The sequence below is a fragment of the Methylopila jiangsuensis genome (assembly GCF_027922305.1).
Classification (GTDB): domain Bacteria; phylum Pseudomonadota; class Alphaproteobacteria; order Rhizobiales; family Methylopilaceae; genus Methylopila; species Methylopila jiangsuensis.
In genome coordinates this window covers 245,753-259,398 of record NZ_BSFK01000007.1, presented here as the reverse complement: position 1 = coordinate 259,398, position 13,646 = coordinate 245,753, and the positions used below count along the sequence as shown (strand labels likewise).

Sequence of the window (13,646 nt, the reverse complement as noted above, 5' to 3'; positions counted from 1 at the left end):
TGGGCGCGGTCTCCAGACGAAGGATGCTCCCGATGATGAACGAAGACGATGACGCAGGCTTCGAGCCGTTCCACACCTCATCCCCCACCGATCACGTCCTCACCGAACTCCAGCTCTATGGCTACCGCGCTTTCCAGGACGAACCCGATCCGCGTCCGCTACCGGAGGGCAACGCCGTCGCCGCAGCCGTCGCAGACATCTTCGACGCCCTCGTCTCGACGCTCGGCGACACCCGCCTCGAACCCGATCTCGACGATCTCCTCTGGTCGACGGTCAATCTCTTCCATCGCGCCGCCGACCGGGTCGAACGCGAACTCGACGACAACGAGCAGGGGCAGCGCCGCCTTCAGCGGGAACAGGATGGCAGCGAGGTCAAGAGCGTCGAACTCGAACGCCTCACGGCGGAGGGACAGACCCTGGTCGAACGGCGCAACAGCATGGAACTCTTCCGCGACCTCTCGGCGGACGCCTTCGAGCACCACACCGGCACGCCCTGGCGGCCGCGCAGCGGTTCGATGGTCAACCATCGCAACCTCACCTCGGCAATGATCGACAGCCGCGATTTCCTCGCCGCTAAGCGCCGGACCGAGACCGAGGTGCTGCTGCCCGCCGGTCCCAGAGTCGCCGTCACGGGCGGTGCGGACTTCAACGATCACAACCTGATCTGGACGAAGCTCGATCAGGTTCATGCCAAGCACACGGACATGGTGCTCCTGCACGGCGGCTCGCCGAAGGGCGCCGAACTGATCGCCTCCCGCTGGGCTGACAGTCGCAAGGTGCCGCAGGTCGCCTTCAAGCCCGACTGGACGAAGCACGCCAAGGCCGCGCCCTTCAAGCGCAACGACGCCATGCTCGATGTCCTGCCGGTCGGCGTCCTGGTCTTCCCCGGCACCGGGATTCAGGAGAACCTTGCGGATAAGGCGCGCAAGCTCGGCATTCCAGTCATGAAGTTCGACGGCGGCGCGTAAAGCGCCGCCGCTCGGCGGCCTGCCAGCCGCCTCTACTTGACTGAACACGAGGTTGATGGCTTTCTTGAAGAATATTTGCAGCAACGGCGAACTGGCATAGTCGCAGGCGGAGCGTATTATCCGGCAGCCTGTGGTGATCCTCAATCGTTCATGCGGAGGCTGCCGTGACCCTCATCCTGCTTGCCATCTCCCTGACGATCGCGCTTTGCGTCATCGCCTACAACTTTGCCATCTACGCCTTGCCGTTCATGGTCGGGCTGACGGCCTTTCAATATGTCTATGGAATGGAGGCCGGCTTCCTGCTGTCGGCGCTCGCCGCCCTCGGCGCGGCGCTGCTATCCGTGGCGCTGGTCATCGCCGTCGTAGGCTTTGCCAAGAACCCGGCCTTGGGGCTTATCGCCCTCGCCGTATTCGCGGTGCCGGCGATGATCGCCGGTTATGCGCTCGTGCATGGCGTCACGAAGAATTTCGTCGACTCGACGATTATGCTGAACCTGCTCGGCGGCGCCGGCGGTCTCTTCATCGGCATAGCGGCGATGCTCAATCTCAATGCGCTCGGTACAGGCGTCCTGTCTCGCTGATGCGATCGCGAATCGCCGCTCGTCACAAAAAAATCTGCGCCGGTTTGCACTGTTGGGCTTCCGGCATCCTGCTCTGAGGAATGGCGCCACCGGCGCTGTAAGGGCCAGGGTCTTCGCTCCGATTGGCCCCGCTGTGGAAGTCGGTCATCGGCTGATACCCTCCCAGCCTTAGCAAGGTCGCCACTCTCTGCTTCGTTCCCCTCCGTGTCGTGGCGTCCGCGAACACCTTCATGCTCTCCAGCCCTGCAATTCACTAGATCGCACCTTCGGCCGACGGGGTGGAACAACGCCATACATCCTCGAGCCCAATAGCCGTTTCGTCCTGGTCCCGGCTCGCCTTCCGACTGGCGGCGTGCTGCGGCTCGTGACGGCGATCCCGGCGGCGCGCACCCCGCTCTGATGCGGGTTTCATATCGGGGCCTGTAGTGCCCTCGTTGCCGGGAAGGACGAACGGTTCTGCTGTGCGTCCCCGGTGTGAGCTTTCCGAGGCGCCAATCCCTCCGACTGACTGATCCCCTAAGTCCGTTCGGTTTCCGACCGCAACCCCCGCGGCTCCGGACCGTGTTGCCGCGCAAGCGCGGCTGCCCGCTCCACTCCGGGCCTTAAGGGCGAGGTGCCGCCAAGGCGGCACTTGCTGGCGTCTCCCGACGGCCTTGGCCGGGTCTCGTCGGAGGGATGGTCCCTTCGAGAAGCAACGGAGACTTACAATGCAGAACATCGTCATTCTTGCCGGCAACATCGGCCAGGACCCCGAAACCCGCAACACCCAGAGCGGCACCTCGATCACCCACTTCACGCTGGCCACCTCGCGCCCCCGCTACTCGGAAGGCAAGGTTGTCCGAGACAAGGACGGCTATCGCGTCCAGGACACCGAATGGCACCGGATCACCGCCTTCAACGGCCTCGGTAAGACGATCCAGCAGCATTGCGAGAAGGGCATGAAGGTTCTGGTTCGCGGCCGCATCCACTACACCAAGTGGACCGATCAGCAGGGCGTTGAGCGCTACGGCTGCGAGATCATCGCCGAGACGGTGGACTTCCTCAGCCGGGCAAAGCAGACCCAGAACGAAGACGGCAAGTTCATCGACGACGATGACATCCCGTTCTGAGCGGGATACCGGGAGCCCGGCGGCGCAAGCCGCCGGGATTTCCTAATTGTCTGGCGTTCCTGGCATGGGTCGTCGTCTCCCGGCAGCACGATAAGCCTCGAACAATCTCTCCTGCTCGCCTTGGCTTGGAGAGAACCCAGCACTGCCCGAATCGCCCCCGCCGCTGACCAGACGTCAAATCTCTAGGAACACCGATTCTGGGTCGCTTTCCACTCCAACTCCGTCTATAATAGCCGTAGTTCTGGCGTGACGTTGACGCACGGTGGGAGGTGATCATGCATGATCACTTCCCGACAAACACGGGCCGCGCGCGCATTACTGGGTTGGACACAGGAGATGCTCGCTGACAAGGCCAAGGTTTCGCTGACGGCGCTCAAGCGCATGGAGTCGGCCGCTGAACTGCGTGTGTATGAAAGCACCAGCGACCAGGTCCGCAGAGCGCTTGAGGCCGAAGGAATCGCCTTCATCAGATCGGGCCGCAACGAAGGGGTTATGCTTGTCGATGTGCACGAAGCAGCCGAACGCAGCAGAGTCCGGTAATTCCCACCCTTCTACCGCCTCCCGCTTGTCATCGTCGCGCTGTAATGGTGCTTAAGAATAGCAACCGCCATCCCAGAGTGTCACGTGCCGACTAATGACCACAATTGATTTCCTCGACGAAGCCCCTTCCATGCTGTCGCTCACCGAATATGACCGACAGCACATCAAACTCTATGCTCGTCTGCTGGACGCAGAGGCAGATGGAGCAGACTGGCGGGAAGCGGCCGAGGTTCTTTTCGGCATCTGTCCAAGGACTGAGCCGGACCGCGCTCGCCGCGTCCACGACAGCCATCTGGCTCGCGCACACTGGATGACCGAGCATGGCTACCGGCAGCTCAGGCGCGGCCGGCCTCATTAGATCCCGTGTTGTCTCAAGTGCAACGCCTGTTGCGCCTTGCAACCTTCCCAAGAAATAGAATCCCCGGAATCAATTCGCTCTGTACGCGTATTCGCTGAACGGGGAGGATTAAATGACGCCCGATACAAGAGAATGGCGATCATCAACTACATACGACTATCTCGATCGGGCAGATGTGAATGCACTGGCGTGGGAGTGCCTTCGGCGCAATCTCGATTACCAGCGCGACTACGCAAACTCCATCCGCACGGCCTCCGAACTCGGGCCTGAGACCGAAGCGATCGGCGGTCGCTGGGGTCTCCGATTTCCCCGCCAGGCCCAGCCTGAATGCACTCGAACAACCGGTTTTCTGGACGCCGGAAGCTGACACCAGCGTAGTCCATATCGGACCCGCCCCGGAAATTGAGCAGGTCAGCCCTCGCATTTTCGAGGATATTCGCTCGGAAATCAGCCGCAGTTCAGAGGAAGGACTGCATATATCGGTTCTCACCGGAAGCGGTCGCCTGCACCTTGTCGCGAGAGCGGGTCTCGAGCCGACGCAGTCCATCGCCGCCATCATTCCGCTCGACGCCCACAGCCTGGATCGTGTCCAGTCACTGATCAGACTCTGGCGAAGCCTTCACGGCCTGCCTGTGTCACAGGACAGCCGGATGACGGCGCAGCAGCGCCGTCGTCTCAAAAACATGCTCCGCGCCGCTGACGGCCGTTTGCACAATGCCGACTATCGCGAGATCGCCGAAGCGATTTTCGGCGTTGAACGCGTTGCCAGCGACCCATGGAAAACGTCCGCGCTCCGGGACGCTGTCCTCGATCTGGTCAAGGACGGCTTCGCGATGATCGACGGCGGTTACCGCAAGCTTCTTCGTCACCGCCGTCGTTCGTAACCTGCGCTACTAGGGCAAGGTGTGCGAATTAGGCCCCCCCAAGTTCGCACTCCCCCTTCGCTATTCTTCTTCGCCACCGTGGCCTTCGTTCGCCGCTGATCGCCAGCGGCTCCAACGAAAGCCACGGAGGCCACCATGAACGCCAATCTCGCGACCCTGCCGCCGCGCTTCCTCCGCACCAAGGAAGCCGCAGAATTCCTCAGTCTCTCGGCCCGTACTCTCGAAAAGCACCGGACCTACGGCACCGGGCCGGCCTATCGCAAGCTTGGCGGGCGCGTCGTCTATTCCGTCAATGAGCTTGAGGCATGGGCTGAACGCGGCGCCGTGACGTCCACCTCCGATCCGCGGGGCAGCGTGCTGCCCGCGAAACGCCATGAGCCCGCACCGGCATCCCATGCCGGCCGTCACGCCCGCTGATCCGCGCGGTCTTTTCAATGACGACGCGGCATCGCCCATCTCCGGAGCGCGGACAACTCGATCTGTTCCACGCGCTCCCTGGCGATTTCGCGCCCCGCGACGCGCAGGACCTCATGGCCTATCCGTTCTTCTCCCTCTCCAAGTCACACCGCACCGCGCCGATCGATTTCGTCGCCGGCGACGTGAGCATCCGCGTCGAGGCGGTTCCCGATCATGGCATGGCCACAATCTGGGATGCCGACATCCTCATCTGGGCGGCGAGCCAGATCGTCGAAGCGCGCGACAAAGGTCTTCGCACTTCGCGCCTGATGGCCGCCACCCCCTACGAGATCCTCAATTTCATCGGCCGCGGCGTATCGATGCGCGATTATCAGCGCCTCAAGGCTGCCCTCGACCGGCTGCAGTCGACCACGGTCGCAACCTCGATACGGCAAGCGGCCGAAGGCCGCCGCCACCGTTTCTCCTGGATCAATGAATGGCAGGAGCGCACCGATCGCCATGGGCGTCCCGCCGGCATCGAGCTGATCGTGCCGGACTGGTTCTACCGCGCCGTTCTCGACGATGCGCTCGTCCTGACCATCGACCGGGACTATTTCGGTCTCACTGGAGGCCTCGACCGCTGGCTCTACCGCATTGTGCGCAAGCATGGCGGCAAACAACGCAATGGCTGGCGCTTCGACTTCCGCCACCTGCATCAGAAATCCGGCAGTCTTTCGCCATTCAAGCGCTTCGCGTTCGAGCTGCGCGACATCATTCGCCGCCAGCCATTGCCCGGCTACTCGCTGTTCCTTGAGGTCGAAGTCGGCGGCCGGTTGCTGCTTGCTTTTGAACCATCGGCGGCCTGTGGACAACCTGTGGACGGCCTCGTGCTATCAGGAACCCGACCTATCGTGCTATCGGGAACCGGAGGCTCGTGCTATCGGGAACCGAAACAGGGTGTAAGCTCTGGAAACAAAAAGCGAAATCGCGCCCTTAACTTAGAGTCTAACCAAGAATCTAACTTCTTAGAGCGCGCGCGCGATGTGGAAAACATCGCCGGAAGGCGGCCGAACCAGGCCAAAAAGCCATCACTTCAAGCGCATGTAACCGATCAGGCTCTTCGTAGCTCCGCCTGTACGGACCGCTCTTCCGGCCACGCGCATCGCACCTTCGGCGACGAGCCTGGAGGCGCGAAATGATCGTCGCGCTTCTCAATCAGAAAGGCGGCGTCGGCAAAACGACGCTCGCGCTGCATCTTTCCGGTCAATGGGCGCGTGAAGGCAAGCGCATCACCCTGATCGATGCCGACCCACAGGGATCGGCGCTCGACTGGTCGCAGCAACGCACCCGCGAGGGCCTGCCTCGCCTGTTCGGCGTCATCGGCTTGGCGCGCGACACACTTCATCGCGAAGCGCCCGAGCTCGCGCGTGACGCCGATCACATCGTCATCGACGGACCACCGCGCGTTGCAGGTCTTATGCGTTCGGCGCTGCTCGCCGCCGATCTTGTCCTGATCCCTGTGCAGCCGTCACCGCTCGATGGCTGGGCCTCGGCCGAAATGCTGGCGCTGCTCGCAGAGGCCCGAATCTATCGGCCGCAACTCATGGCCCGCTTCGTACTCAACCGCTGCGCTGCACGCACCGTCATCGCCCGCGAGACCGCCGAGACATTGGCCGACCACGATCCGCCCCTGCTGTCGGCGACGATCGGCCAGCGTGTCGCCTTCGCCGACCTAGCACAGTCCGGGCGCCTCGTTTTTGAGGCCGACGACAATAGCGCGGCCGCGCGCGAGATCGCCGCCCTGACTGCGGAAGTCGGGAGGTTGGCGCCATGACCAAAGCCAGCGCCCGGCGCGGCTTCGTCGCCCGGCCTTCCAATCCAGACGACTGGATCAAGTCCGCTGAACCGGGGTCGCCCGGTCCAGCTTCCAGCACGGGCTTCACCGCAAGGCTGACCATCGACGTTACGCCGGAGGTGCGCGGTCGCATCAAGATCGCCGCCTTTCAACGCGGCGTCACCGTCGCCGACATGCTTCGCGAATTGCTCGCGCGCGAATTCCCCCAATCGCCAGGAGACCCGTCATGACCGGCATCGCGGCCCCCCGCATGCGCGGCGGCTCGATGCCGTCGTCTTTTCAAACCGACCGTCTCACCCACGTCGAGCTGACATGGGTGGAAAAGCAGATCGAATACTGGATCAGGTTCGGTCAAGACGTGCAGGAGACGATCCTTGATCGCCGCCGCCGCGTCCTCTCCTTCAGGCCCGGCACGACTTTCGCCTTCGTCCGGTGGGCGTCCAACGACTTCGGCACGATCATCTCGCGCATCGATATCGTGCGCGCCATCACGCCCGGCGAAGCCTATCAGACGCTGCCCTTTGTACGCCCCGGCGGCGACATCCTGCTCAAGATCGAAAGCTGGCCGAAGGTTGAACGCGTGCTGCAGCTCATCGACGCGATCGAGGCCCTTTCGCTCGATCCGGCCGAAGCCGCGCCAGACTATTGGCGGCATGTACACAACCGACTGAGCGCCGGCCAGGACGCACGCCGCTACTCGCGCGATCAGCACCAGGCGTGGCTTAAGCGTCGGAGGATCGCGCCATGACCGACCTCAAATGGGCCATGGCGACGTTCGTAGCGTCCAGCGCGATCGCCGTGACGACGTGGATCGACGCCCCCACCAAACTCATCTGGAATGCCTCGGCCAGCACCCCGATCGGTTTCTATTCGGTCGAACCTGCAAAGCGGCTCGAAGTCACCGATCTGGTCGCCGTCGCTGCGCCGGAACCGATTGCGAGCTTCCTCGCCGATGGCGGATACCTGCCGCGCGACACGCCGCTCCTGAAACGGGTCCTTGGCCTTCCCGGGCAGACCGTCTGCCGCTCCGGCGTCCTGATCAGTGTCGACGGCGTCGCGATGGGAACGGCACTCCAACGCGACCGCATCGACCGACCGCTCCCCGATTGGCAGGGCTGCCGCATCGTCGCGGACGGCGAGATCTTCCTCATGAACTGGGACGTTCCCGACAGTCTGGACGGCCGCTATTTCGGCCCGATCCCGGCCAGCGCCGTCATCGGCCGCGCGGTTCCCTTGTGGACCGACGAGGACGGCCACGGCCGCTTCGAATGGCGGGCGCCAACGCGGTGATCGCCCAGCCTGAGGCGGGCGTAGTGCTCGCCCAATCCTTCTCCACCGCATCTTGAAAGGAAACCGCCATGCCGCAAATCGGCGAGTTCACCCGCGAGGAATCTGGCTTCACCGGCCGCATTCATACGCTCACCCTGTTTCGCGAGATCACCATCGTTCCCGTCGATCCTTCGGACGTCGAGAACGCGCCGAGCTACCGCGTCCATCACGGCGCGGACGATAACGCACCGGAGATCGGCGCGGCTTGGACGGAGTCCAGCGAAAAGGCTGGCGAATATCTGTCACTGCTGATCGACGACCCCAGCTTTGCGCAGCCGATCCGTGCCCGCCTGTTCCAGAACGGGGCTGATACGACCTCCTGGTCTTTGCACTGGAGCCGCCCTCAGAAGCGCGGCGAACGGGAATAGCGCATGCGGATCGCTCGCACGAACCCCGCATCGCCGATGTTAACCGGGCGGCCTCGCGCTGCCCGGTGCATCATCCTCTTCCTCCTTTCCGGCCTGTCTGTTTCCGCCGCGCCGCCGCTCGCTGTACTGGCGCAGAGCGCTCAGTCGATCGCGCAGCCAATCCACGATCCTCACGCCGCCTTCGTGACCGAAGCCTCGCAGCGTTTCGGCATTCCCGAACACTGGATCAGGTCGGTGCGCCGCGTCGAAAGCGCCGACGACGTGCGCGCCGTCTCATCGGCGGGCGCAATGGGCCTGATGCAGGTCATGCCCGCCACCTGGGCGGAATTGCGCGTCCGTTATGGCCTTGGACGCGATCCGTTCGACCCGCGCGACAACATCATCGCTGGTACGGCCTATCTGCGCGAAATGTACGATCGCTACGGATCGCCGGGCTTTCTTGCAGCCTATAGCGCTGGACCCGGACGCTATGAGGAATACCTCGCGGGCCGCCCCCTTCCGGCAGAAACCCGCGCCTATGTCGCCACGCTCGCGCCATTGATCGGGGGGGCTAACCTGTCGCCACCCGCACCGGGGACCGTCGCTGTTGCCGCCGCCGATCCGCACGCTTGGCGGCGAGCTCCGCTCTTCGTCACGCCGTCAGCCCACGGTCTGGATGCGCGCAAAACGATATCCGAACCGCAAGAAAACGACGCCCGGACTGCGCCGTCATCGGGCGAAGGTCCCACCAATTCTGTGCAAAGCGGCAGCATTTTCGTTGCCCGTGCCGACGATGGAGACCCGCAATGAGCCGGTTCGCATCATGGCGCACCTTGGCGTGTTCCAGAGAGCGTTGTGCGGAAGGGTGGGAGGAGCAGAGAGCAACGACAGCAGGACGGCGAGATAAAAGGGCCTCGCCATATTCGCACAAGCCATTGACATGGCTTGGCTTTTGGCGTGCCGGTCGGTCGGGTCGCGTGCCGCGACTGCTGTTTTACCCAGCGATTTCAACGCTGTTTTCGGCACTGTGCGCCTTCGCGCCGTCTCGGGGGGCCCTCCCATGAGCGAGGGCGACAGCGATTTCCGCGTCCGCCCAGGACGCATCAAATCCACGCGCGCACCCAAGTCCAAGAGCTTCATCAATCAAGTGCTGAGGGCTTCGAAGAAGGCCGGGCACAGCTCTGGCGAAGGGCAGACCGCCAAGAGAAGCGCCGGCCGTGGTCATTCAACCTTCGGGCGTGGACGAACCAGCTTCAGCCGTTCGCGCATATTCACTGCTTTGCGCCGTGTCGTCATCAAGGCGCGCGTGGTCCGCCATCAGGGCAAGTCATTCCGCTCCGCGCCACTCTCGGCTCATGTGTCCTACCTGAAGCGCGAAGGCGTCAGCCGTGACGGGGAGAAGGGGGTCTTGTTCGACGCGACGAACGAGCGCGCCGACGATCTCGCCTTCTCCGACCGATGCAGGGATGACCGGCATCATTTTCGATTCATCGTCTCGCCCGAAGACGCGGGGGACATGACCGATCTGCGAGAGTTCACCCGCGACCTCGCCAATCAGATGGAATCGGATCTGGGCACCAAGCTCGACTGGGTCGCCGTCGATCACTGGAACACCGACAATCCACATGTGCATTTGCTTGTGCGCGGCGTCGACGAGACCGGCGCCGATCTGGTCATCTCGCGCGATTACATCAGCCGCGGCCTGCGCTCCCGCGCCGAGGATCTTGTCTCCATCGAGCTCGGCCCCAAGCCCGAACATGAAATCCGCAACGCGCTGGAAAAGGAAGTCACCGCCGAGCGCTGGACACGGCTCGATGTTGAAATCCGCATCGCCGCCGACGAGACCGGCTTTATCGACCTGCGCCCCGAGGCGAACGGCAAGACCGATCCCTCGCTGCGCCGCCTGATGATCGGCAGACTCCAGCATCTCGAAAGGATGGAGCTCGCGGCACAAGGCGCTCCAGGGGAATGGACCGTCGGGTTGCAGGCCGAACGCACACTGCGCGATCTCGGCATTCGCGGCGACATCATCAAGACCATGCACCGCGCCTTCACCGAGCGTGGTCAGGATCGCGGCGTCAGCGATTACACGATCGACGGCGGCGGGGCGGGTTCACCCGTTATTGGCCGCCTGGTCGATCGCGGCCTGCATGACGAGCTGACCGGCGAAGCCTATGCCGTGATCGACGGCACGGACGGCCGCGCGCACCATGTCCGCTTCCGCGGGATCGAGGCCTTCGAGCATGCGCCCCCGATTGGCGGCATCGTCGAGGTACGTCGCTTCGGCGGCCCCGACGATCCCCGGCCGACGCTGGCGCTCGCCAACCGATCGGATTTCGATCTCAACCGCCAGATCACGGCGCCGGGCGCGACCTGGCTGGATCATCGCCTGGTTGAGCGCGAGGCGATGCCCATGTCGATGGGAGGCTTCGGCGCCGAGGTGCGCGACGCCATGCAGGCGCGCGCCGAGCATCTGGCCGATGAAGGCCTTGCCCACCGGCATGGCCAACGCATCCTGCTGCAACGCGATCTCCTCAATACGCTGCGGCAGCGCGAGCTCGATGCCGTTGGCACGAAGCTCCAGAGCGAACACGGACTGCCGTACCAGAAAGCGCAGGCCGGCGAGCATGTCGCCGGTGTCTATCGCCAGCGTATCGCGCTCACCTCGGGCCGCTTCGCCATGATCGACAATGGGCTCGGCTTCCAGCTCGTGCCCTGGACACCGCCGCTCGAAAAGAAGCTCGGCCAGCATATCGCCGGCGTCGCCAAGGGGCATGGCGGCATCGAGTGGAGCCTGGGCCGCCAGCGCGGCCTGGGCCTCTAGCACCACAAGCAGCAAGAAAGGACCCGGCGAATGTCCGCCACCAAAATCCTCTGGGGCCAGATCCTCACCGTCTTTCTGATCATCCTCCTCACCACCTGGGGCGCGACGCAATATGTCGCCTGGCAACTTGGCTATCAGGCCCAGCTCGGCACACCATGGTTCGAGCTTGCCAGGACGCCGATCTATTATCCCCCTGCGATCTTCTGGTGGTGGTACTTCTTCGACGCATATGCGCCGGGCGTGTTCGCCAAGGGCGGCGTCATCGCCGCATCAGGCGGCTTCATCGCCATCGCGGTCGCCATCGGCATGTCGGTGTGGCGCGCCCGCGAACAGAAGAACATCGAAACCTATGGCTCGGCTCGATGGGCGAAGCCGCAGGAGGTGAAGGCGGCGGGGCTGCTCAACCCTGACGGCGTCGTCCTTGGTAAGCTCGATCGTGACTATCTTCGCCACGACGGACCGGAGCATGTTCTGTGTTTTGCTCCGACCCGATCCGGCAAGGGTGTCGGCCTCGTCGTCCCAACCCTGCTGACCTGGCCGGGCTCCGTCGTCGTCCACGACATCAAGGGCGAAAACTGGCAGCTCACCGCCGGCTTCCGATCGAAGCACGGTCGGGTGCTGCTGTTCGACCCCACCAATCCGAAATCGGCCGCCTACAATCCTCTGCTCGAAGTGCGGCGCGGCGAGTGGGAGGTGCGCGACGTTCAGAACGTCGCTGACGTCCTGGTCGACCCCGAGGGTTCGCTGGAGAAACGCAATCACTGGGAGAAGACCAGTCACTCTTTGCTGGTCGGCGCCATCCTTCACGTCCTCTATGCCGAGAAGGACAAGACCCTCGCCGGCGTCGCAGGTTTCCTGTCCGACCCGAAGCGCCCGATCGAAACCACGCTGGCGGCGATGATGACCACGCCACATCTCGGCGAGGCCGGCCCGCACCCCGTCATCGCTTCAACGGCCCGCGAACTGCTCAACAAATCCGACAACGAGCGCTCCGGCGTCCTGTCCACCGCCATGTCCTTTTTAGGCCTGTATCGCGATCCCGTCGTCGCTGAAGTGACACGCCGCTGCGACTGGCGCATCGCCGACCTGATCGAGGACGCGCGGCCGGCCACCCTCTACCTGGTGGTCCCGCCATCCGACATCTCGCGCACCAAGCCGTTGATCCGGCTTGTGCTCAACCAGATCGGTCGCCGCCTGACCGAGGATCTGCACACCAAGGCCCGGCGGCACCGCGTGCTGATGATGCTCGACGAGTTTCCGGCTCTCGGCCGCCTCGACTTCTTCGAAAGCGCGCTCGCCTTCATGGCCGGCTACGGCATGAAAGCCTTCCTCATCGCCCAGTCGCTCAACCAGATCGAAAAGGCCTACGGCGCCAATAACTCGATCCTCGACAACTGCCATGTCCGCGTGAGCTTCGCGACCAATGACGAGCGCACCGCAAAGCGCGTCTCGGATGCGCTCGGCACAGCCACCGAAATGAAGGCGATGAAAAACTACGCCGGGCACCGTCTGTCGCCCTGGCTCGGTCATCTCATGGTGTCGCGCTCTGAAACCGCGCGTCCGCTGCTGACCCCCGGTGAGATCATGCAGCTTCCGCCCAACGATGAAATCGTCATGTTGGCGGCGACCCCGCCAATCCGGGCCAACAAGGCGCGCTACTTCGAGGACAAGCGCTTCGTCGAGCGCGTACTGCCCCCGCCGGACCCGGCCCAAACCAGTCGCACGACGCGCAAGGACGCCTGGACAGAGCTGAAGCCGCAGGCGCCGGACGCTGCGCTGCTCGCCGAGATCCAGAAGGCCGAGCAAGACGCGGCCAATAGCGGCCTTCGTCGAGAACCCGAGCTTCCCGATCATGTCGCCATCGTCAAGGAAACGACCGATCCGAACCCTGCCGACGAGTTCAAAGCTCTGCTCGACGACGAACCCGAGGACGCCGCGCGCCAACGGCAAGCGCTTCGCCGCCACATGACTGGAATCGCCCGCCAGGTCGCCATGGACCCCAACGACAATATGGAGCTCTGAGCCATGCGCGACCGCATGAATGTGTACTTTCCGCCTGAGATGCTGCGCCAGATCGCCGACCTCGCGGACCGCAAGAAGATCTCGCGCTCGGCGATCGTCGAGGCTGCGGTCGCATCGTTCCTTTCGCCTGATGGAGCAGACAAGCGCGAAGCCGCCCTCACACGCCGTCTCGACCGCATGACCAGGCAGATCCACCGCATCGAACGCGATCTCGGCATCACGGCCGAGACGCTTGCCCTATACGTTCGCTTCTGGCTGTCGGTCACGCCGCCGCTGACCGGCGACGCCAACTCAGCTGCGCAGGCGAAGGGCCGCGAACGCTACGAAGGGTTTATCGAGACGATCGGACGGCGCCTCCAACAGGGTCAGAGCTTCTTGCGTGAGATACCCGACGATATCGGTTCGGACGATCAACGCGAGAGCTGAAGAGTGG

The 13,646-nt window shown here is 63.7% G+C and carries 18 protein-coding genes; all 18 read left to right on the top strand.

Going from position 1 to position 13,646, the window contains the following annotated elements; all coding sequences use genetic code 11:
- Positions 1-35: 35 nt before the first annotated feature.
- The 18 genes from PKE85_RS08345 (at position 36) to PKE85_RS08260 (ending at position 13,639) form a co-directional block, all read left to right on the top strand.
- Positions 36-968, top strand: coding sequence for a DUF2493 domain-containing protein (locus PKE85_RS08345; protein WP_035284205.1), 933 nt, complete (start codon positions 36-38; stop codon positions 966-968).
- Positions 969-1,132: 164 nt separating this feature from the next.
- A complete protein-coding gene (locus PKE85_RS08340) occupies positions 1,133-1,549 on the top strand; it encodes a hypothetical protein (protein ID WP_003167748.1) in 417 nt (138 codons plus the stop codon).
- Positions 1,550-2,256: 707 nt separating this feature from the next.
- Entirely contained in the window at positions 2,257-2,658 is a 402-nt protein-coding gene (locus PKE85_RS08335) for a single-stranded DNA-binding protein (RefSeq protein WP_003167746.1), read from the top strand.
- Between the two features lie 279 nt (positions 2,659-2,937).
- Positions 2,938-3,198 carry a helix-turn-helix domain-containing protein gene (locus tag PKE85_RS08330; RefSeq protein WP_029371814.1) on the top strand — a complete coding sequence of 87 codons (261 nt, stop codon included), beginning with the start codon at positions 2,938-2,940 and terminating at the stop codon, positions 3,196-3,198.
- Between the two features lie 94 nt (positions 3,199-3,292).
- Complete coding sequence (locus tag PKE85_RS08325) at positions 3,293-3,556, top strand: DNA -binding domain-containing protein (protein ID WP_171218693.1); 264 nt, start codon at positions 3,293-3,295, stop codon at positions 3,554-3,556.
- A gap of 112 nt (positions 3,557-3,668) precedes the next feature.
- Complete coding sequence (locus PKE85_RS08320) at positions 3,669-3,923, top strand: transcriptional regulator domain-containing protein (protein WP_003167742.1); 255 nt, start codon at positions 3,669-3,671, stop codon at positions 3,921-3,923.
- Positions 3,823-4,440, top strand: a complete 618-nt coding sequence (locus PKE85_RS08315) for a DUF2285 domain-containing protein (protein WP_271204346.1) — start codon at positions 3,823-3,825, stop codon at positions 4,438-4,440. Before PKE85_RS08320 ends, PKE85_RS08315 begins: the two co-directional genes overlap by 101 nt.
- Before the next feature lie 135 nt (positions 4,441-4,575).
- Positions 4,576-4,857, top strand: coding sequence for a helix-turn-helix transcriptional regulator (locus tag PKE85_RS08310; protein ID WP_003167739.1), 282 nt, complete (start codon positions 4,576-4,578; stop codon positions 4,855-4,857).
- 17 nt (positions 4,858-4,874) lie between these two features.
- The gene (locus tag PKE85_RS08305; RefSeq protein ID WP_003167738.1) at positions 4,875-6,035 is read left to right on the top strand and encodes a replication initiator protein A; all 1,161 of its coding nucleotides are present in this window, start codon (positions 4,875-4,877) and stop codon (positions 6,033-6,035) included.
- Entirely contained in the window at positions 6,032-6,670 is a 639-nt protein-coding gene (parA, locus tag PKE85_RS08300) for a ParA family partition ATPase (RefSeq protein WP_003167737.1), read from the top strand. The genes PKE85_RS08305 and parA overlap by 4 nt, the downstream gene beginning before the upstream one ends.
- Entirely contained in the window at positions 6,667-6,921 is a 255-nt protein-coding gene (locus PKE85_RS08295; RefSeq protein ID WP_062064758.1) for a hypothetical protein, read from the top strand. The genes parA and PKE85_RS08295 overlap by 4 nt, the downstream gene beginning before the upstream one ends.
- The gene (locus PKE85_RS08290; protein WP_003167735.1) at positions 6,918-7,439 is read left to right on the top strand and encodes a DUF2840 domain-containing protein; all 522 of its coding nucleotides are present in this window, start codon (positions 6,918-6,920) and stop codon (positions 7,437-7,439) included. Before PKE85_RS08295 ends, PKE85_RS08290 begins: the two co-directional genes overlap by 4 nt.
- Before the next feature lie 17 nt (positions 7,440-7,456).
- Positions 7,457-7,981: a S26 family signal peptidase gene (locus PKE85_RS08285; RefSeq protein ID WP_428981333.1), complete on the top strand. Its 525-nt coding sequence runs from the start codon at positions 7,457-7,459 to the stop codon at positions 7,979-7,981.
- Positions 7,982-8,049: 68 nt separating this feature from the next.
- On the top strand, positions 8,050-8,388 hold the full coding sequence (locus PKE85_RS08280) for a DUF736 domain-containing protein (protein ID WP_003167733.1): 339 nt from the start codon (positions 8,050-8,052) through the stop codon (positions 8,386-8,388).
- Between the two features lie 3 nt (positions 8,389-8,391).
- Positions 8,392-9,177 carry a lytic transglycosylase domain-containing protein gene (locus tag PKE85_RS08275; RefSeq protein WP_153874703.1) on the top strand — a complete coding sequence of 262 codons (786 nt, stop codon included), beginning with the start codon at positions 8,392-8,394 and terminating at the stop codon, positions 9,175-9,177.
- Between the two features lie 250 nt (positions 9,178-9,427).
- Entirely contained in the window at positions 9,428-11,191 is a 1,764-nt protein-coding gene (locus PKE85_RS08270; RefSeq protein ID WP_035285838.1) for a relaxase/mobilization nuclease domain-containing protein, read from the top strand.
- A 30-nt stretch (positions 11,192-11,221) separates the two neighbouring features.
- Positions 11,222-13,213 (top strand): conjugal transfer protein TraG, encoded by a 1,992-nt coding sequence (locus tag PKE85_RS08265; protein ID WP_062064760.1) that lies wholly within the window; start codon positions 11,222-11,224, stop codon positions 13,211-13,213.
- 3 nt (positions 13,214-13,216) lie between these two features.
- Entirely contained in the window at positions 13,217-13,639 is a 423-nt protein-coding gene (locus PKE85_RS08260) for a CopG family transcriptional regulator (protein ID WP_003170529.1), read from the top strand.
- Positions 13,640-13,646 lie beyond the last annotated feature (7 nt).